The 17749-nt window shown below is 39.2% G+C and carries 24 protein-coding genes; 22 read left to right on the top strand and 2 right to left on the bottom strand.

Going from position 1 to position 17749, the window contains the following annotated elements:
• Positions 1 to 55: 55 nt before the first annotated feature.
• From BMY21_RS06335 to BMY21_RS06325, 3 genes are read left to right on the top strand one after another with little or no spacing between them, the layout of a single operon-like run.
• Positions 56 to 661: a biotin transporter BioY gene (locus BMY21_RS06335; RefSeq protein ID WP_074641903.1), complete on the top strand. Its 606-nt coding sequence runs from the start codon at positions 56 to 58 to the stop codon at positions 659 to 661.
• Positions 639 to 1376 carry an energy-coupling factor ABC transporter ATP-binding protein gene (locus BMY21_RS06330; RefSeq protein WP_074641901.1) on the top strand — a complete coding sequence of 246 codons (738 nt, stop codon included), beginning with the start codon at positions 639 to 641 and terminating at the stop codon, positions 1374 to 1376. Before BMY21_RS06335 ends, BMY21_RS06330 begins: the two co-directional genes overlap by 23 nt.
• On the top strand, positions 1373 to 2035 hold the full coding sequence (locus tag BMY21_RS06325) for an energy-coupling factor transporter transmembrane component T family protein (protein ID WP_143064175.1): 663 nt from the start codon (positions 1373 to 1375) through the stop codon (positions 2033 to 2035). Before BMY21_RS06330 ends, BMY21_RS06325 begins: the two co-directional genes overlap by 4 nt.
• On the opposite strand, the gene BMY21_RS06320 is transcribed toward BMY21_RS06325, so the two are convergent.
• Entirely contained in the window at positions 2004 to 3116 is a 1113-nt protein-coding gene (locus BMY21_RS06320) for a biotin--[acetyl-CoA-carboxylase] ligase (RefSeq protein ID WP_083379742.1), read from the bottom strand. The genes BMY21_RS06325 and BMY21_RS06320 overlap by 32 nt on opposite strands.
• Positions 3117 to 3167: 51 nt before the next feature.
• Here BMY21_RS06320 and BMY21_RS15820 point away from each other — a divergent pair, with 51 nt between their 5' ends.
• Positions 3168 to 4301 (top strand): tocopherol cyclase family protein, encoded by a 1134-nt coding sequence (locus BMY21_RS15820; protein WP_074641990.1) that lies wholly within the window; start codon positions 3168 to 3170, stop codon positions 4299 to 4301.
• A gap of 15 nt (positions 4302 to 4316) precedes the next feature.
• Here the strand turns inward: BMY21_RS15820 and BMY21_RS06310 are convergent, their stop codons facing one another.
• Positions 4317 to 5135 carry a TatD family hydrolase gene (locus BMY21_RS06310; RefSeq protein ID WP_083379740.1) on the bottom strand — a complete coding sequence of 273 codons (819 nt, stop codon included), beginning with the start codon at positions 5133 to 5135 and terminating at the stop codon, positions 4317 to 4319.
• A gap of 92 nt (positions 5136 to 5227) precedes the next feature.
• On the opposite strand from BMY21_RS06310, the gene BMY21_RS06305 reads away from it, so the two are divergent.
• The 18 genes from BMY21_RS06305 (at position 5228) to BMY21_RS06220 (ending at position 17681) form a co-directional block, all read left to right on the top strand.
• A complete protein-coding gene (locus BMY21_RS06305; protein WP_143064173.1) occupies positions 5228 to 5485 on the top strand; it encodes a GGDEF domain-containing protein in 258 nt (85 codons plus the stop codon).
• Positions 5466 to 5645, top strand: a complete 180-nt coding sequence (locus tag BMY21_RS06300) for a diguanylate cyclase domain-containing protein (protein WP_074641892.1) — start codon at positions 5466 to 5468, stop codon at positions 5643 to 5645. Before BMY21_RS06305 ends, BMY21_RS06300 begins: the two co-directional genes overlap by 20 nt.
• Before the next feature lie 66 nt (positions 5646 to 5711).
• A complete protein-coding gene (locus BMY21_RS06295; RefSeq protein ID WP_074641891.1) occupies positions 5712 to 6308 on the top strand; it encodes a GNAT family N-acetyltransferase in 597 nt (198 codons plus the stop codon).
• A 90-nt stretch (positions 6309 to 6398) separates the two neighbouring features.
• Positions 6399 to 7607 carry a winged helix-turn-helix domain-containing protein gene (locus tag BMY21_RS06290; RefSeq protein WP_074641889.1) on the top strand — a complete coding sequence of 403 codons (1209 nt, stop codon included), beginning with the start codon at positions 6399 to 6401 and terminating at the stop codon, positions 7605 to 7607.
• Positions 7608 to 7611: 4 nt separating this feature from the next.
• Positions 7612 to 8049 (top strand): GNAT family N-acetyltransferase, encoded by a 438-nt coding sequence (locus BMY21_RS06285; protein ID WP_218141032.1) that lies wholly within the window; start codon positions 7612 to 7614, stop codon positions 8047 to 8049.
• A 14-nt stretch (positions 8050 to 8063) separates the two neighbouring features.
• The gene (locus BMY21_RS06280) at positions 8064 to 8951 is read left to right on the top strand and encodes a CPBP family intramembrane glutamic endopeptidase (protein ID WP_256210287.1); all 888 of its coding nucleotides are present in this window, start codon (positions 8064 to 8066) and stop codon (positions 8949 to 8951) included.
• Positions 8948 to 9577, top strand: coding sequence for an HAD family hydrolase (locus BMY21_RS06275; protein ID WP_074641887.1), 630 nt, complete (start codon positions 8948 to 8950; stop codon positions 9575 to 9577). Before BMY21_RS06280 ends, BMY21_RS06275 begins: the two co-directional genes overlap by 4 nt.
• A gap of 278 nt (positions 9578 to 9855) precedes the next feature.
• Positions 9856 to 10881 (top strand): ribosome small subunit-dependent GTPase A, encoded by a 1026-nt coding sequence (gene rsgA, locus BMY21_RS06270; protein WP_177177724.1) that lies wholly within the window; start codon positions 9856 to 9858, stop codon positions 10879 to 10881.
• Positions 10882 to 10903: 22 nt separating this feature from the next.
• Positions 10904 to 11557, top strand: a complete 654-nt coding sequence (locus BMY21_RS06265) for a class I SAM-dependent methyltransferase (protein ID WP_074641884.1) — start codon at positions 10904 to 10906, stop codon at positions 11555 to 11557.
• A 32-nt stretch (positions 11558 to 11589) separates the two neighbouring features.
• A complete protein-coding gene (locus BMY21_RS06260; RefSeq protein ID WP_074641882.1) occupies positions 11590 to 12135 on the top strand; it encodes a GNAT family N-acetyltransferase in 546 nt (181 codons plus the stop codon).
• 13 nt (positions 12136 to 12148) lie between these two features.
• Positions 12149 to 12592, top strand: coding sequence for a GNAT family N-acetyltransferase (locus BMY21_RS06255; RefSeq protein ID WP_074641880.1), 444 nt, complete (start codon positions 12149 to 12151; stop codon positions 12590 to 12592).
• Positions 12593 to 12629: 37 nt separating this feature from the next.
• Complete coding sequence (locus BMY21_RS06250) at positions 12630 to 13310, top strand: MBL fold metallo-hydrolase (protein ID WP_074641879.1); 681 nt, start codon at positions 12630 to 12632, stop codon at positions 13308 to 13310.
• Between the two features lie 21 nt (positions 13311 to 13331).
• Positions 13332 to 14135: an APH(3') family aminoglycoside O-phosphotransferase gene (locus BMY21_RS06245; RefSeq protein ID WP_074641877.1), complete on the top strand. Its 804-nt coding sequence runs from the start codon at positions 13332 to 13334 to the stop codon at positions 14133 to 14135.
• A 148-nt stretch (positions 14136 to 14283) separates the two neighbouring features.
• Positions 14284 to 15198 carry a GNAT family N-acetyltransferase gene (locus BMY21_RS06240; RefSeq protein ID WP_074641876.1) on the top strand — a complete coding sequence of 305 codons (915 nt, stop codon included), beginning with the start codon at positions 14284 to 14286 and terminating at the stop codon, positions 15196 to 15198.
• A gap of 2 nt (positions 15199 to 15200) precedes the next feature.
• On the top strand, positions 15201 to 16100 hold the full coding sequence (locus BMY21_RS06235) for a phosphotransferase enzyme family protein (RefSeq protein ID WP_177177723.1): 900 nt from the start codon (positions 15201 to 15203) through the stop codon (positions 16098 to 16100).
• A 1-nt stretch (position 16101) separates the two neighbouring features.
• On the top strand, positions 16102 to 16611 hold the full coding sequence (locus BMY21_RS06230; protein ID WP_074641874.1) for a GNAT family N-acetyltransferase: 510 nt from the start codon (positions 16102 to 16104) through the stop codon (positions 16609 to 16611).
• Positions 16612 to 17160 carry a GNAT family N-acetyltransferase gene (locus tag BMY21_RS06225; protein ID WP_074641872.1) on the top strand — a complete coding sequence of 183 codons (549 nt, stop codon included), beginning with the start codon at positions 16612 to 16614 and terminating at the stop codon, positions 17158 to 17160.
• Positions 17161 to 17249: 89 nt separating this feature from the next.
• The gene (locus tag BMY21_RS06220; protein ID WP_143064172.1) at positions 17250 to 17681 is read left to right on the top strand and encodes a hypothetical protein; all 432 of its coding nucleotides are present in this window, start codon (positions 17250 to 17252) and stop codon (positions 17679 to 17681) included.
• The last annotated feature ends 68 nt before the right edge of the window (positions 17682 to 17749 follow it).

The raw sequence follows: 17749 nt of genomic DNA, 5'->3' as shown, positions 1-17749 counted from the left end.
ACCTATATTTAAATACAGGTTTACAATACCCTTTTTATTTGCTATAGTCTCTCTTATGAAAAATAAGTCAGTCTTAAAAATCTCTTTCATCGCGTTATTTGCCGCTATTATTTGTTTTGGTTGTTTTATCAGAATCCCTCTTGGTGTGATTCCGATTGTTTTGCAGAATGCCTTATGTATTCTGTGTGCTGTATTATTAGGAGGAGTCCTTGCTGGTGCTCCTGCAGCTCTCTTTTTAATTGCAGGTTTGATTGGTCTTCCAGTTTATTCTGGTGGAACCGGCGGGCTTGCTGTATGGCTTGGACCAACCGGTGGCTTTTTGGCTGGTTATCTGCTTGGTGCAGTGGCTGCAGGTTTTATTGCTGGAAAGCCGAGTGTTACTGAAAAGAAACTGACTGTAAAGGTTGTTGTTCGAGTTTCTGCTGCTGTTGTTACTGGTCTTGTGATTTTGTATATTCCGGGTGTAATCAGATTTTCGTATTGGGCAACTGCTGCCGGCAAAGTTCCTGCAGATAAAACAGCCCTTGCTTATACAATGGCTGCCTGCGTAATTCCATATATTCCTGGAGATATTCTTAAGGCTGTAATTGCCATACCGGTTGCGTTGAAGTTGCGTCCGGTACTTGCTCAGTATTTATATGAAGACTCAAATAAGTATTAGTCATTTATCAAAAACATTCAGCACTGTTGCCGGTCCAAAGAAAGCCTTAGATGACGTAAGCCTTGAAATCAGAGAGGGTGAGTGCGTCGTTGTAGGCGGCGAAAACGGATCAGGTAAAAGTGTTCTGATGCAGATTATTGCCGGACTGATGGATGCGGATAACTCAGGAACAGATTCCAGAGTTCATGTTGAAGGCCGGGTCGGCCTCGTCTTCCAGGAAGCTGAAACTCAGATTCTTGGTGAAACCCCAGCAGAGGATATCGCCTTTGGTCCGAAAAATCTTGGTTGGAAAAAAGAAGAAGTTCAGACAGCTGTACGTGAAGCTCTGGAAAAAACAGGGCTTACAGACAAAGCTGATTTTCCGGCACGCTTTTTATCTGGTGGTGAAAAACGTCGACTAGCCGTTGCCTGTATGCTCGCAATGAAGCTTCCAGTAATTATTTTAGATGAGCCATATGCCAACCTGGATTTTGGAGGAGTTAAGCAGGTAAACGCACTTGTCCGCCAGCTTAAGGAAGAAGGTAAAACAGTTGTAATACTGTCACACGAGTTAGAAAAATGCCTCGGTCTTTCCGACCGATTGGTAGTTTTATTCCGTGGTAAAAAAGTTTTTGATGATACTCCGGAAGAAGGTCTAAAGCAAAACCTCGAAGAATGGAATATCAGAAATCCGCTGGTTGCTTATAAATCAGTGAAAGATCTAATATGGGAATGACAAAAGATACCGCTTTTTCTTACAAACCTGGTTCCTCATTTTTGCACCGCTGTCCTGCGTGGATTAAGATTCTTTTGATCCCTGTAGTTAGTGTTGCGGTGTTTAAACTGCCATTTTATTGTACAATCTGGCTTTGTATTATGCAGGTTATTCTTGCGTTTGTATTGAAGTTCTCTGTTCGAGAACAGCTGCGAGATCTAAAAGCTATATTATACTATGCGGTATTTTTGATCTTTGCAAAGCTGATTGGAAGCGTGGCATCGGGTCAGCTGGAGATATCGGGCTTTATTCGAAATGAAACAGAAACCTGGATTCTTTTATTAAAATTGCTTTGTGTAATGCAGAGTGCATCAATAGTATTTAAAACTTCAACTTCATTACAAATTCGCGAAGGACTCGAAAGCATGGAGCTTGCAGTTCGTAGACTTTTTCATGCAAAGAAAGAAACTCCGGTTGCGCAGGCAGTTTCGCTTTTTATCTGCTTTATACCGCAAGTTTCAAAAAACTGGCAGCAGGCAGAGCGTGCCTGGAAAGCTCGCGGCGGGAAGAAATCTCTCCGAATGTTTATTGTTCTGCTTCCAGTATTCTTCTCTGTTGGTATGAAGCAGGCATATAATTCAGCACGGGCTATTTCAATACGGCAGAAGACTTCAGCGTAACCTCTCCAGAGTTCAGTGTCTTTATAGTTCCGTCTTCCAGAGTGACAATGAGTCCTGCATTATCATCTATGTCGGTAGCTGTAGCTTTGTAAGCAGTTTTTTCATCGCCAATCAGAGGGTATACTGTAAGTTCTCGGCCAAGCAGGAACGAGGCTTCTTTATATTCTTTTATGATTGCTTTGTGTGTTTCGGGACTTGAAGCATCTTCTTCAAAAATCTTAAGAACCTGGCCGGCGATTTCTGCGGCGACACGAGTTCTAGAAATTGAACCTGCAGCTTCTGGAGATGTCTGAGTTACAGCATCTTCCAGCGTACCAACAACATCTGCCAGTTCACCTTCAAATGCAGTCTTATTCTTTTTAATATTTATTCCCATTCCAACAACGGCTGATTCAATCATTCCGCTTTCAAAATTGGCAACACCTTCAGCAAGAATACCGCAGACTTTTTTACCTTCAACAAAAATATCATTGATCCATTTAATTTGTGGGTCTGCGGTTAATACAGAAATATCACCAAATACTTTTTTAATCGCTCTGCAAATTGCTACTGCCGCACACGCTGTCAACCTTGCAGGATTTGTAATTCCACCCTTTGGAGCATATATCACAGAAATATAAATACCGGTTTTTTCTGGAGAAACAAAGGTGCGTCCTAAGCGACCACGACCAGCAGTCTGGCTTTCGGCAATAATTACTGAGCAGTGATATTTTTTGCCGGCTTCGGTAAGGCTACCGTCTGGTCCACGAAGATTTCCGCATTCAGCAAGGATTCGTTTTGCATAAGTATTTGTAGAATCAATTTCCTTAAAGCATTCAATATGACAATCAGAAAGTTCTGGGAAACGTGAAGAAAAAGTTTCCTTAAAAAGTTCAGCGGTAAAAACATCATTATCAGAAAGAACATAACCGCCGTTTGTTGTACCTTCAATTGAATTGCCAGCTTCGCGCAAAGCATTTACGGCTTTCCAGACAGCAGCACGGCTCACACCACATTCAGCCGCGAGAGTTTCTCCCGAAACAGCCTGGCCCTTTGCATCCACGAGCAATTTCAAAACTTTTTCCTTCGTAGTCATATTCATAGTGATACTATAAAATTGCCTTTTCTTCAATTTGATATTATCTTTAAAAATATGAACAAATCGGATTTGAAGAGAAATGATTGGATGCTCAACGGCCGTTTTGCCCGCAAAGGATACGACTGGTGGTGGCATAATTTTACAGCTGTTAATGAGAAGACTGGAGAAGAACGCGCGTTCTTTATCGAATATTTTACATGTAATCCGGCACTAGGTGGGGATCAGCCGGTATGTGGTCAGCTTCCCGTAAATCGTGAAGCAGGTCGCCGTCCAAGTTATCTCATGTTAAAGTGCGGCTGGTGGGGTGATAATCCTACACAGCTTCATAAGTTTATTGCCTTGAAAGATGTGGATATTGGGCACGACGATAATGGCTATTTTGTAAAAGCAGGAGACTGTTCTGCCTGTGAAACACGCCTTATTGGTAAGGTGGAGATTTCTCCGGAAGACGCAGCAGCTCATCCTGAATGGATGTGTAATTCCGGCTCAATGCAGTGGGATATAAATGTAGATAAAAAGGTTGCCTTTAATGTAGGCTACGGTGCAGGTTCACTGTTCCGTAAACTTAAAGCCTTTGAAATGTACTGGCATGCAGAAGGAATGAAATCTCTTTATTCAGGAAGTATTACCGCAAATGGCGAGAAATATATAATTACTAACGAACGTTCGTTCGGTTATGCTGATAAAAACTGGGGTGCAGATTTTACTTCTCCGTGGGTCTGGCTTTCTTCTTGCGATCTAGTAAGTAAACAAACAGGTAAACGCCTCGAAGATTCTGTATTCGATATCGGTGGCGGTCGTCCAAAGGCTTTTGGAATCGCTCTTAATCGCAAACTCCTGAGTGACTTCTGGTACGAAGGAAAATCCTATGAATTCAATTTCTCAAAATTCTGGACTTTCTGCCGTACAAAGTTTGATTGCAAGGAAACTGAAGATAAAATTATCTGGTATGTCCGTCAGGAAACAACAAAGGCTATCATGGAAACTCAGGTGGAATGCGACAAATCAAAAATGCTTCTGGTAAACTATGAGTCTCCAGATGGGGCGAAACGTCATAACAGATTATGGAATGGTGGAACCGGCTGCGGTACTGTAAAGCTCTGGAAAAAACGTCTGTTTGCTAAGCCAAAACTTCTAGATGAAATTGAAGCTAAACACATTGGCTGCGAGTGGGGTGAATACTGTTAGTTTGTCTAACTATCGTTAGTTAGGTAATATTCTATTGAAGTTTTCTTCAATAAGTTTTTCAAAAGCCGGACGGCTCATACCGAGAAGTCCGGCAATTTCATTATAGACCCTTTCAATCAAACCAACATCATTTCTGGTTCCACCAAGCCAGGGCTCTGAATCAGGATTATCAGTTTCAGCAAGCAGCAGTTCTGGAGGAGTCATTTTCAGTAATTTCTGTAAATGTTCAGACCGAATAGTTTCTACACCAAATGTCTGCATATAACCGCGACGTAAGAATTCTCTGTAAATATTCTCTGGTCCATCATACCAGTGAATTACAGCAGGAGCATCTGGATAATCAGAAAGAATATCACATATCTTTTGTTCAGCAGCTTTTGTATGAATTACGCAGGGCTTCGCAGTTTTATTACAGTATTCTAAAAAATATCTTAAAACTTTTTCCTGATTTTCAACAGAACATTTTGACCAGCAAAAATCCATTCCAATTTCACCGATTAAAGGAGACTGTTCAAGATATTTTTCAAATCGTTTTTTCGTTTCGGGATTATCAAGAAATGTGACATTTTCATCTGCGTAATTTGGATGGACTCCAAAGGTAGGAATTATATGACAGTGATCTGGTGTATGTGACGCAATCTCACAATTCTTCAAAAAACTATTTTCATCGACAGAGGCCGCAATAATTGTTCCTGAAAATTCAGCTAGCTGTGCAGCTAAATCTGTTTGATTATAAAAATCTAAATGTGTATGAAAATCAATAAGCATAATCAAAACCTTATTTTCTCTTAATGATAAAGGAAAACAAATAAATTTTAAATTCCATTTTTCCATGATATAATTAAATAACTTGTTATATGGAGATAGTTTTATGAAGCTGATTGAAAAGAGCACAGCTGAAAAACCAATGTGGCATAGTATTACTATTGGCTGTTGATATGCGTGATTATGTTGAGGGAATTCTTCTTGCAGAAAGAAATGCAGAAATTATGAAACAGCATGCTACTCATATGACAGAGCTTGCAAATCAGAATTCTCTTACAGGAATCAGAAATAAAACTGCTTATGACAGAACAATACGAAAAATGGAATATGAGCTTGATATGGGTAATCTGATAAACTTTGGAATTGCAATGATAGATCTGAATAATCTAAAGGTTATCAATGATACTTTATGGGCATGAAGAAGGAAACTACGCAATTAAAAAACTTTGTGAAATTGTATGTTCTGTTTTTTCTCATTCACCAGTTTTCAGAATTGGTGGAGATGAGTTTGTTGTAATTCTTAAGGGGGCAGATCAGAAAATGTATGAAAACAAGAAAGAGATGAAATCAGGAAAATAAAAAAGATACAAATTCATTTCTTAATAAATGTGCTATACTACGGATATAAATAATTGGGAAACTTCTATGAGTACACATCTTGAATCCTTTGATTTTAATAATCTTCCTCTTATTGTTGATGTAGTTGAGCCTTTGTGGTTTCCGCCAGTTGGAAATGATGAGTTTAAGCGTTTTAATGTTGAATACATTGTAAGAAATAATATTTGGGAAAATAATTATCGTTTCCAGCTGGTAGATGATGGAGAACCAAGCGAGATTCATTCTGCAGCGTTTTTTGCACGTAAGGGCGATTACAGTAATGTTGAAAAATGGTTTACTAAGGAATCTCAAAGATTTCCGGAAGAATGGAAAACTGCCTCTGGTATGAGTAAAACTTTTCTCACATTGATGGACGAACGAACATTAAGCCTTATGCAGGATGATGATATAAAGCTTTCTCTTTTTATAAGTCGAAAGCCAGGAGCAGGTTCAAGTATTCTTGAAAAGTGTTGTGAAAAACTTCGTGCTGAAGGTTGGAAAAATCTTTACCTTTGGACAGATTGTGAATGCAACTGGCAGTGGTATATAAAGCATGGATTCACACTTTTGAAGGAAGACACTTATGAGCCTTTCAGTGATGAACAAGAAGATTATAAAACTTATATTTTTAAGCGAAAACTTTAATAACAGAAGCATTTTGTGCACGAATTTTTACAATTCGTGCAATTTTTTTATCCTTTTTTGCAGGTATGCTGTAATATATTATTAGAAAAAATGAAAACAATAAAAAAAGAAACAGCAAGAAATTTTCTCGTAAACTATCAGAATCTGAATGGTAATGGAAAACTAAAAGGTCCGAATGGTGTAGTGGAATACATGCAGAAAGTTCGCTGTATTCAGTATGATCCTCTGGATGTTGTCGGCCGTAATGCAGATTTAGTTTTGCAATCACGTGTTGCTAACTATCGTTCGGATGTTTTATTTGATTTACTTTATAAAGAACGGGTTTTATATGATTCACCAGATAAGATGATTTCAATAATTCCAACAGAAGATTATCCTTCAATGGCTCGTATTCGTCAGAAAACAGTAGAGCAGTTAAAGGGCATTTTGACCTGGAGGAAATCTCTCGAGGCGTTAGATTTGCTTGATGAAATAAAAGAGTTCATTCGAATAAATGGTCCTCTTCCTGCTGCAAAAATTAATATTGGAAATAACGTAGATTCTGGTCCCTGGGGGCATAAAAAACTTTCGAGTGCTGCCCTTGATTATCTATATCATTCGGGGGAACTTGGAATCAGTTCAAAAAATAAAACTCATAAGGTTTATGATTTAAGTGAAAAGCTTTTTCCAGAGAAAATTCTAAAAACTGCAGAACCATTTAAAGATGATCATGATTTTGCAAAATGGTATATCAAGCGCAGAATTGGTGCAGTGGGAATGGTGTGGAATAAAAATGGTGGCACCTGGCTTGGCTTTTATGTTTCAGATACAAAACTTCGCACTCAGCTTCTTCGTGAACTTGTTGATGAAGGTGAGCTTCTGGAAATTGCAATTGAAGGATCAAAAGAAACTTTTTATATCCGAAAAGAGGATGAAGAACTTTTGGGTAAACCTGCAAGGAATTCTGTGGCTCAATTCATTGCACCACTGGATAATCTTATCTGGGACCGGGGAATGATAAAAGAGCTTTTTGATTTTGAATATACCTGGGAAGTTTATACTCCAGCAGCAAAGCGAAAGTTCGGTTATTATGTTCTTCCTGTGCTTTATAAAAATCAGTTTGTTGCACGGTTTGAGCCGGAACCGAACAGAGGAAAAACTCCGGCTCAAATAAAAAACTGGTGGTGGGAACCGGGTATTGAAATAACTGATAAAATGATTGAAGCAATAAAAGAAGCTTTCTGTAGATTCAGTCGTTTCCTTGGTGTTGAAATGATGGATGAAAAATATCTTGAAGAAAAATTAAAAAACAGGAATTGATAGAATGAAAGATCTGATAATCAGAAAATTGGCAATTGAAGATGCTCCGGCAATCTGTGAGATTTCAGTCGAGGGGCTTGGATATAATTGTGATTTGAATCTTGTGCAACGAAAGATTCAAAACTTAGATTTAAAGCGCGAAGCTGTTTTTGTTTGTGAACTGGATGGTAAAGTTGCGGGATATATTCATGTTGAACATTACGATACTTTGTATTTTGAAACGATGGCAAATATTCTGGCTCTTTCTGTAAAAAAAGAATTTCAGAAACTTGGTGTTGGAAAGGCGCTTCTTCTTGAAGCAGAAAACTGGGCAAAAGAAAATGGAATAAAAATGATGCGTCTTAATTCAGGAATTAACAGAACAAATGCTCATGGTTTTTATGAACATCTGGGATATGTTTCAGAAAAGGATCAGAAGCGGTTTATTAAAAATTTATTTTAGAAAATGAAGCCTGTATGGTATCAAAAATCAGCTTGAAGATTGTTACAATAGATATGGAAAAAAATATAAATAAAAATAAGATCTGGATTTATGTTCTAACTGTTTATTTTATCTGCTTTTGCTTTAGATTTCTGGAATACTTTTTAATCCGCACAGATTCCACGTTTTTTGGTGAAGCTTTTATTCATAAGCTTTTAGGAATTATAGTTTTGTTTGTAACTGCGGGCTTTCTTTATATAACCCCAGGAGAAATGGGATTTTTGCGTTCCAAATTTTCTAAGAACCTTTTAAGAGGATTTCTCCTTGGACTGTTCTGTTATTTCTTAGCTTACACAGTTGAAATCATTATTGTTCAAAATCTTGGAGAGTTTGATAAACTGTCACTTTTTGTAACAAGTTACTCTGTAAATGGAAATCTTGGAAATCATACAGAAGCAATTTTCTTTATCATCTGTATTTTTGGAAATATCATAAATGTTGTGATGGAAGAAGGCGTTTTCCGGGGACTATTTCAGAACTTATTTGAAAGACGATATTCTTTCTGGCCATCAGCTATATTTGCGTCTCTCTTATTCGGCTTGTGGCATTGTGTAGGACCAATCAGAAGTTTTACAGACGGAGACAGTAATAGAATGCAGCTTATCATGAATCTTTTGATTTTGATAGGTTCATCGACTTTGATTGGGCTTAAATATGCAATGCTTAGTAAAATAACTGGTTCGCTTTATGCAGGAATGGCAGATCATTTTGTGAATAATACGATAATCAATATCTTGCATGTAGTGAGTATTTCTGAAATTGATCAGTTGCAGACTATTCGAATAAGTATTGCACAAACTGTTTCATTTATTATTGTTTTCATTGTATACTATAGTAAAACGATAAACGGATGTAAGAAATGAAAACTATTTTTTTTGATGTAGGATACACACTGGTAAATGAAGATGCTGTATGGGAGAAACGCTGTCAGGAACAGGTAGAAACGGAAGAAGCAAAAGCGCTCGGACTTTCTGTAGTTGATCTATTTCATGAAATCAGAAAAGCTACTATTGCCTGGCTTCCGCAATATCGCACAGTGGTAAAAAAATTTAATTTTAAAGAGGTTGCTCCGTATCGTTCTGAACTGGAAACTCTTTATGAAGAGGTGCCTGAAGTTTTAAAGGTTCTTTCAAAAAATCATAAGCTTGGTGTTATTGCAAATCAGCTTGATGGATTAAAAGAGCGTTTGGAAAACTTTGGTATACTTCAGTATTTTTCGTATGTAATTTCATCCTGGGATGTAAAGGTGATGAAGCCGGATGTTCAGATTTTTGAATATGCACTGAAAACTGCAGAGTGCAAACCGGAAGAAGCTTTTATGGTTGGTGACAGACTTGATAATGATATAGCACCGGCAAAATCTCTTGGTATGAAAACAGTCTGGATTAAGCAGGGCTTTGGTGCGTTACAGATTCCTATGTCTGCGGAGAGCAAACCGGATTATACAGTAAACAATTTTTCAGAGCTTTTGAAGATTTTTGCTGAGTAAAATACTTGAACAACAATTATCGTTTGTGATAGTGTAAAAATATACTTAATACTTAAGGAGGTTGAGAAAGATTTATGATTTATTTTGATATTGCTAACTCTTCGACCTCCGCTGTTATTGCATAATGTAAGACGTTACGTCATTCCCACATTTTTGCCTGAAAGCGGAGCTGCATTGGATAAAGAGATCCCGAAACAAGTTCGGGATGACGTCATGCTGAACTTGTTTCAGCATCTACATGACTCTCTTTATTAACTCTTGCATTTTAGGAAATCAAATTGAAAACAAATAATATTATTACCGCACGTGTATCTTGCGTGCAGAAAAATCAGTTTACACTTTTGCCATGTGGAGAAGACAAAACTGTAAACTCAGATGTTGAATTACTCGGAAAACTTAAAGGAAAATTTTACAATCTCGGACTTGAGCCGCCTGTTGTTGGTGACTATGTAAAGGTTATTACAAATGAATACGGTGACGCACTGATTGATGAAGTGCTCCCTCGCACTACTGTATTCAAGCGCCCAAACAGAAGCGGACATGCAGAAGCCTTTGTTAAAAATCTTCTGGAAGAAACCATCGTTGCAAATTTTGATTATGTATTCATCGTTACCTCGCTAAACCAGAATTATAATGAAAACAGAATTGCACGATTTGTTTCTATAACGCTGCAAACCGGTGCAAAGCCAGTTGTGGTTTTGTCTAAAGCTGATTTGTGTGATGAAGTAGATCTTAAGGTTGAAATCACAAAAGCAATCTGTGACAAGGCTGATGTTATTGCCATCAGTTCATTGACTGGTTTTGGCATTGAAAATCTGAAACCGTATTTACAGAAGGATAAGACAATTGCACTTGTAGGTTCTTCGGGAGTTGGTAAATCTACCCTGCTTAATACGCTGAACGGTGATGATTTGATGAAAGTAAATCATATCCGCGATTCAGATGGAAAAGGACGTCATACTACAACCTACCGACAGTTAGTTAAATTGGACTGTGGTGTCTGGTTTATGGATACTCCAGGACTTCGTGAAATCGGTGTGCTCGACATGGAAGAAGGAATTGACGAAACCTTCTCTGATGTTGTCAGCCTTTTTGATCAGTGTAAATTTAATGACTGCTCTCATACTAATGAGCCGGGCTGTGCAGTACTCGCGGCACTTGCAGATGGTACACTCAGTGAAGAACGCTGGGCAACTTATCAGCAGCTCCATCAGGAAAATGAATGGGGCAAGGCAAAGATGATGCAGATTGCACGGTTTACACGGGAGTATCAGAAGAATCGTTACAGGGGCTGGGATTTGTAAAAATCTTACTCAGGAGAAAAAAATGTTAGAAAAAATGGGAGACTTTTTTGATTCAAGAACTGAAGGCTATGAAGAGCATCAGTTGAATACTATAGATTTTGCACAGGAATTTTATCCGTTTACAGCAGGTTGTCTGCCTGAAGAAAGCGGAACAAAAATTCTGGATTTAGGCTGCGGAACTGGTCTGGAACTGGACGAATTCTTTGCCATAAATCCAGATGCAAAAGTTACTGGAATAGATCTTGCGGCTGGCATGCTCAATGAATTGAAAAAGAAATTCAGTGATAAGGATATCAATCTGATCTTAGGTTCATATTTTGATGTGCCATTTGGAGAAGCTCAGTTTGACGCGGCTGTGTCAGTTGAATCGTTGCATCATTTTACGAAAGAAGAAAAAATTCCACTTTACACAAAACTCAAGGCAGCTTTGAAAACCGGCGGATATTTTATTCTTACTGATTATTTTGCAATGAGTGATGAAGAAGAAATCACCAGAAGACAGGAGCTGCTTCGTTTGAGAAAAGAACAAAATCTGCCTGACGGTGAGTTCTATCACTACGACACACCGTTAACTGTAGGGCACGAAAAAGAAGCTCTGCTGACAGCTGGTTTTTCAAGTGTAGAAGTTCTTAAAAACTGGGATCATACTTATACGCTTAAGGCTGCTGTATTATGAACTGATTTTGAAGATGAAAATGGAGATGAAAAATGAAATACAATCAGAAAACTATTTTGAAAAACGGAAAAGAAGCATTGCTTCGGAATGGGGATAAGGCAGATGGTAAAGAGGTTTTTGAAGTATTTAATCTTACTCATGCCGAAACTGACTATCTGCTTTCCTACCCAGATGAAAATAGTTATGACCCGGAACAGGAAGCACAGTTTCTTGAAGAGAAAACAAACAGTTCTAATGAAATAGAAATTATAGCTGTTGTTGATGGAAAAATCGCGGGCACAGCTGGCATCGAGGCTGTGGGTAAGAAGTTTAAACTTAAGCACCGTGCTGAATTGGGAATCAGTATTCTTAAAGAATACTGGGGACTTGGTTTAGGCAAGGCACTAATTAACGCCTGTGTTCAATGTGCAAAAGATGCCGGCTATAAACAGCTTGAACTGAATGTAGTTGCCGAAAACGAAAGAGCTATAGCTTTATATAAAAGTTTTGGCTTTGTAGAATTCGGCCGCAATCCAAAAGGCTTTAATTCGCGTACAAGTGGCTTTCAGGAACTGGCCTATATGCTGCTGGAATTATAAAAATGGAGGAAGCATGCTTAAAGTAAAAAGGCTTAGTATAAATGACAAGGAAATCATAAAAAATCTGTTTACCAGTGTTTTCACAATTGCACCCTGGTATGATGACTGGTCGGATACAAATCAGCTGGACATGTACATCAACGATCTTGTTGGTCAGGGCTACTCTTTGACCTACGGATTGTTTGATGATGCCGAACTGATTGGAATAGCACTGGGATATGTGAAGCACTGGTATTCAGGAACTGAATATATCATCAATGAGTTCTGCATAAAGACTGACAGGCAGGGAGCGGGAGCCGGAAGCTTTTTTATTGCAGAAATTGAAAAGGCAATAAAGGAACTTGGAATCAAACAGATTTTCCTTCTGACAGATTCGAATGTGCCGGCCTACAATTTTTACAAGAAGAATGGTTTTGTTGAAGAACAAACAACTAGACCAATGGCAAAAAGATTTTAGAAGAACTGTGTCATGCTGACATAATGGAGATAAAACTATGGAACTCAAAAAAATATCTGAACACATCTGGATCATGCCTTATGAATCAGAAAGAGACCGACCTAACCTTGGATATGTTAAGGGTGATAACTGGAGTCTCGCTATAGATGCCGGACATTCTGATAATCATGTAAAGGAATTTTATTCGTTACTTGAAAGTGCAGGTTTGCCCTTGCCGTCGCTCACTGTACTTACTCACTGGCATTGGGATCATACTTTTGGTATGCATGCAGTAAACGGTTTATGCATTGCGAACGAAAAGACAAACGGACATCTCCTGGAATGGAAAAACAAAATTGAAACTAACGGTCCGGCTGAGTTTCTTGCTATTCATGAAAGTATCAGAAAAGAATATGCAGGCGGCAAGGAAGTGATTGTTGTGCCGGCTGACATTCTGTTTTCCGGTGAAATGACACTTGACCTTGGCGGCTGTAAGGTTCGGATTGTGGAGACTGAAGCGCCGCATACTGAGGATTCAACACTGGTTTATATTGAAGAGGACAAAGTTCTTTTTCTTGGAGATTCAACCTGTGATGATTTTATGACAGGAATCAAAGACAAGGAATTGTGTCAGAAGTTGGAAGCAAAAATCAAATCGCTTAATCCCGAAACCTGCATGGAGGGACATTGGGTTCCGGTTGAAACTTCGGATACACTTGATGATTTGATGAAGTTTTAGTTTTAAGAAAGGATAATAAAAATGCTTGAAAACCTTAAATTTCCGGAAAAAATCAAAGCGCTTGTTGCTGGGAAAAATTACACCTGTGATGATATGGGAAAGTCCCAGGCGAAAGTTCTGATGTTTAATGACTATGTTCTTAAGATTGAAAAAATCGCTAAAAAAAATGATGAGCTCGTAAAGATGATGCGCTGGCTGGAAGGTAAGCTACCTGTTCCAAAGGTTATTGCTTATGAGAAGGATGAAGCCGCTGGACTTCAGTTCCTTCTTATGAGCAGAGTGACAGGAAAAATGAGCTGTGACGATTACTACATGTCGCGACCGAAGGAGCTATGCAAACTTCTCGCCCAGGCGCTTAAGCTTTTGTGGAGTGTGGATATTTCTGACTGTCCTAGATGCATAACTTTGGACGATGAACTTAAAGAAGCAAGGTTTCGCGTTGAAAACAATTTGATCGATGTGAGTGATGCAGAACTGACGACTTTTGGACCGGATGGTTTTGAAAATCCTATGGCTTTGCTTGAATGGCTGGAAAACAACAGACCAGAACGCGAACCTGTTTTTTCGCACGGAGATTTCTGTCTTCCGAATATTCTTATAGAGGACGGTAAGCTCAGCGGTTTAATAGATTTGGGAGACACTGGTGTAAACGACAAATGGCTGGACATTGCACTTTGCTATCGAAGTCTTAAACACAATGCAGATGGCACCTGGGGTAAAAAGATTTATCAGGATTTTAATCCTGAACTATTTTTTGAAGCTCTTGGAGTTGAACCGGACTGGGACAAAATCAATTATTATATTTTATTGGATGAGCTGTTTTAATATGACATTTAAATGTCATATTAACTGTACCAGAAAATTGGGGGTCTTAGGGGGCGAAGCCCACTAGGTGAAGGGGTAGCGGAAGACCGAAGGGCTGGAGCGAGGGGAAGGCTTTCCCCTTCTATAAAAATTAAAGGAAATAAAAACTATGAACATTACAACAAAACAATTTCAATTATTATCAGATATAAATCTCGTGTGGGATTTTCTTGTAGAAACTTATGACTGGAAAAATGACAGCGGACGGCCAGCGCCTTTTTTTGAATATGCACTTACTGCAACCTGGATGGATTCGTCATATTCTTTTTTGGACCGATTCTGGTTCGATGGAGACAAGGTTGTTGCATTTGCTTATTACGAAGCACCGGTGACAGATATTTATTTCAATGTTCGTAAGGGGTATGAATTTCTTGCAGACGAGCTTATTGAATATGCCGTTACCACTATGCCTCATTTTAATGGCGAGCAGCAGTTTGTCTTTTCGGATGGGCAGCAGTTCTTAAAGGATGCGGTGGCAAAGCGTGGCTTCAAACAGGTCTATGAATATGAGGACATGATTTTTGATTTTAAGAATGAGCTGAATTATGAGCTGCCGGAGGGTTATCATTTTGTGGACCATAAGGACATTGATATCGTAAAATGTTCAAAGCTCTGCTGGTATGGTTTTGGTCATGGCGAGCGCGGCGAGTTTGTGGGCTGGGATAAATACGACGATTCTCTGGAATGGAGTCCGGCAAAATCTCATAAGGACGGCTGGGCTTCTTTCATGTCACCAACTCCTCATGAAACTCCACAGTACAATATCATCATTGCAGATGAAAACGAAGAATATGTCTGCTTCTCTGGTATGTGGTGGGTTCCTCAAAATCATCTTGCTTATATGGAACCGCTTTGTACTCATCCGGATCATCGAAAACGGGGATTGGCGGCGGCCGCTCTTACAAAGCATTACCGCACGCTCAAGCCTCTCGGCGCAACTCACATGACCGGCGGCGACGACGAGTTCTACAAGAAGATTGGATATGGGAAAGGATATCACTGGACAATATGGAGAAAGTGCTAGGTATGGAAGAAAAACTGATTCAATTGCTGAAAACCCAATATGGGCTGGACAATGTAAGTTTGGACTTTCTGAGAGAAGGTGGCTGCAAAACATATATTGTTAATGGTGAAAAAAAATATTTACTCAAGGTGATTGGAAATGCCTTTAAGGATACAGCAAAGCAATCGGTTATGATTACGGGCTATCTGGAAAGAAAAGGTTTTCCTGTTTCAAGAACAATTTTGACTACAGCCGGGCAGGCAATTGTTGAGATTTCTGATGATGAGCCGTGTCTGGGTCTTCTGCAGGAATTTATTGAAGGCGAGGAACCAGACCTTGAAAAAACTGAAAGTGCAGAAAAGGTTGGCGAGCTTGTTGGTAAGCTTCATAGCCTGATGAAGGATTGCCCTGTTCAGCTGGTTAGCCGCGACAAACAGTTTTTCATAGGACGTTATCTTGATTTCCTGCGTCAGAAGTCATATCCAAAAATTTCTGATTATGAAAAGTTTGGTGAACAGCTTTGGGAAAAGGTTCAGGGACTTCCTTATGGTATTTGCCATGGCGACCTTCATAGAGGGAACCTTTTGCAGACAAAAGACGGTCAGATTTATTTCTTAGATTTTGACACTGTCTGCCAGGCTCCTCTCATGTTTGATGTAATGGTCATGTGCGATATGACAAATTATTTTAATCTGCAGCAGGAAGATATCGAAATCACCCGTAAGGTTTATGAAAACTTTATTTCCGGCTATACTCGCCATCATCCATTATCACAGGAAGAAAAGCTTTCATTTTACGATTGGGTTGCAATAAGACATTTTCAGCTGCAGGCAACAATTCTTGAAGTTCACGGTATAAATTGCATTGATGAAAAGTTTATAGACTATCAGCTTTACTGGTTGAATCAGTGGATGGAACAATGATATGAATCTTGAAACAAACCGTCTCATAATCACAAAGTTTACTCCCGACATGGCAGAGGCTGTTCATCAGAATTCGCTCGATGAAGATACACGCAGATTTTTGTCGGACGAGGTTTTTGAAACTGTTGAAGATGCAGCAGAAACAATTGATTTTTTGATGTCACAATATGAAGGGGCTGACGGGCCACTCGTCTATCCTGTACTGCTGAAAGACAAAACGAATATCGGTTATGTTCAGGCTGTTCCAACTGAGAGTGTTGTTTGGGAAGTCGGCTATCATATTGCAAAACAGTTTACGGGAAAAGGCTATGCAACAGAAGCAGTTACAGCTTTTCTTCCGGTGATAATGAACCAGCTGGGGATTCAGAAAATATACGGAATCTGCGATGCGGAAAATGTTGCTTCATGCAAGGTTCTGGAGAAATGCGGGTTTAGTTTGGAGTACCAGGGAGTCGGCAAATACCAGGGTAAACAGACTCAGATTAAAAAATATGTGAATGGAGATGATTAAATGAAAACAGAATTAAAAACAAAAAGACTTACATTGCGCCCAGTTCAACTTGGTGATGAAAAAGAGATTCATGAATATGCCGGCGACAAAGAAATTACAATGATGTTCTGGCTACCGAATGATAGTTTTGAAGAGACTGCAGAGTTTGTAAAACGAAATGTTGCAGACTGGGGCTCTCCGGATCAGCTGGATTATGAGTTTGTAATCATTTACGAAGGAAAAATAATCGGTGGCTGCGATGCAGATCTCAGCCATAGTGAAGATCATTCCTATGCAACTCTCGGCTGGATAATCAACAAGAAGTATCGCAAGCAGGGCTTCGCATCTGAGGCGGCAGCAGCACTTTTAGATTTTGCTTTCACAAATCTTTCAATCAACAAAGTGTATGCACAATGCGACTGTAAGAACGCAGCTTCCTTTGGCGTAATGAAAAAAATCGGAATGACTTTAGTTGATGACAAGGGAACCCGAACTTACCCGAAAACCGGTATAACTTCGGGCGAGTTCACGTGTCTTATTACTCGTGAAGAATGGGAGAATAGAAAGTAACTGGCGGTAATGTGCATTTTACCCTTTGGTTTATGCATCTTGCCTTTGTGCACATTGCGGATTCGGTAATCATAACTTATAGTGAAATTATGAAACGTATTTTATATCTTTTGTATATTTTGATTCAGTGCACATGGGGATTGGGACAGACAATCATCGGGTTCTTCTTTTTCTTAATCCATATCACAAAGCCGCATAGATTTTATAGAGGTGCAATTCAAACGCAGTGGGATAACCGTTGGGCAGGCTTGAGTCTTGGGCTATTCATTTTCGTTCCAAATAATGAAGGTGATTATTTTACCGGTGCGAGAGTTCACGAGTATGGTCATACAATTCAGTCGCTGGTGCTCGGACCATTGTACGCAATTGTCGGCGTAATCTCTGTTGGTTGGGGAAGCGTGGTTTATCCGATTCTCAAACGTCAGGAGAAATATAAGGATTTGCCGTATACAAAATGCTTTGTTGAATACAACGCAAGCTGGCTTGGCGAAAAAGTGACCGGCGAAAAAGCAGTGTGGTAATTAGGGGACAAAACTCCGCAAGAATGTTCGAGTAAATATTTTGTGATGGATCTAAACTTTTCATGGAG

Origin of the sequence: Treponema bryantii, from assembly GCF_900111035.1 — a bacterium.
Taxonomy (GTDB): domain Bacteria; phylum Spirochaetota; class Spirochaetia; order Treponematales; family Treponemataceae; genus Treponema_D; species Treponema_D bryantii_C.
The sequence above is the reverse complement of the archived record's forward strand: the minus strand, read 5'-3'. Positions and strand labels throughout refer to the sequence as shown.

Excerpts from the sequence above, each read along its gene's own strand:
- BMY21_RS06230 (WP_074641874.1), top strand. The coding sequence starts at position 16,102 with ATGAATCTTGAAACAAACCGTCTCATAATCACAAAGTTTACTCCCGAC.
- BMY21_RS06235 (WP_177177723.1), top strand. The coding sequence starts at position 15,201 with ATGGAAGAAAAACTGATTCAATTGCTGAAAACCCAATATGGGCTGGAC.
- BMY21_RS06245 (WP_074641877.1), top strand. The coding sequence starts at position 13,332 with ATGCTTGAAAACCTTAAATTTCCGGAAAAAATCAAAGCGCTTGTTGCT.
- BMY21_RS06225 (WP_074641872.1), top strand. The coding sequence starts at position 16,612 with ATGAAAACAGAATTAAAAACAAAAAGACTTACATTGCGCCCAGTTCAA.
- BMY21_RS06310 (WP_083379740.1), bottom strand. The coding sequence starts at position 5,135 with ATGGAAAAATGGAATTTAAAATTTATTTGTTTTCCTTTATCATTAAGA.
- BMY21_RS06300 (WP_074641892.1), top strand. The coding sequence starts at position 5,466 with ATGATACTTTATGGGCATGAAGAAGGAAACTACGCAATTAAAAAACTT.
- BMY21_RS06325 (WP_143064175.1), top strand. The coding sequence starts at position 1,373 with ATGACAAAAGATACCGCTTTTTCTTACAAACCTGGTTCCTCATTTTTG.
- BMY21_RS06290 (WP_074641889.1), top strand. The coding sequence starts at position 6,399 with ATGAAAACAATAAAAAAAGAAACAGCAAGAAATTTTCTCGTAAACTAT.
- BMY21_RS06275 (WP_074641887.1), top strand. The coding sequence starts at position 8,948 with ATGAAAACTATTTTTTTTGATGTAGGATACACACTGGTAAATGAAGAT.
- BMY21_RS06285 (WP_218141032.1), top strand. The coding sequence starts at position 7,612 with ATGAAAGATCTGATAATCAGAAAATTGGCAATTGAAGATGCTCCGGCA.
- BMY21_RS06220 (WP_143064172.1), top strand. The coding sequence starts at position 17,250 with ATGAAACGTATTTTATATCTTTTGTATATTTTGATTCAGTGCACATGG.
- BMY21_RS06330 (WP_074641901.1), top strand. The coding sequence starts at position 639 with ATGAAGACTCAAATAAGTATTAGTCATTTATCAAAAACATTCAGCACT.
- BMY21_RS15820 (WP_074641990.1), top strand. The coding sequence starts at position 3,168 with ATGAACAAATCGGATTTGAAGAGAAATGATTGGATGCTCAACGGCCGT.
- BMY21_RS06320 (WP_083379742.1), bottom strand. The coding sequence starts at position 3,116 with ATGAATATGACTACGAAGGAAAAAGTTTTGAAATTGCTCGTGGATGCA.
- BMY21_RS06255 (WP_074641880.1), top strand. The coding sequence starts at position 12,149 with ATGCTTAAAGTAAAAAGGCTTAGTATAAATGACAAGGAAATCATAAAA.
- BMY21_RS06265 (WP_074641884.1), top strand. The coding sequence starts at position 10,904 with ATGTTAGAAAAAATGGGAGACTTTTTTGATTCAAGAACTGAAGGCTAT.
- BMY21_RS06335 (WP_074641903.1), top strand. The coding sequence starts at position 56 with ATGAAAAATAAGTCAGTCTTAAAAATCTCTTTCATCGCGTTATTTGCC.
- BMY21_RS06250 (WP_074641879.1), top strand. The coding sequence starts at position 12,630 with ATGGAACTCAAAAAAATATCTGAACACATCTGGATCATGCCTTATGAA.
- BMY21_RS06280 (WP_256210287.1), top strand. The coding sequence starts at position 8,064 with ATGGTATCAAAAATCAGCTTGAAGATTGTTACAATAGATATGGAAAAA.
- BMY21_RS06260 (WP_074641882.1), top strand. The coding sequence starts at position 11,590 with ATGAAATACAATCAGAAAACTATTTTGAAAAACGGAAAAGAAGCATTG.
- BMY21_RS06295 (WP_074641891.1), top strand. The coding sequence starts at position 5,712 with ATGAGTACACATCTTGAATCCTTTGATTTTAATAATCTTCCTCTTATT.
- BMY21_RS06240 (WP_074641876.1), top strand. The coding sequence starts at position 14,284 with ATGAACATTACAACAAAACAATTTCAATTATTATCAGATATAAATCTC.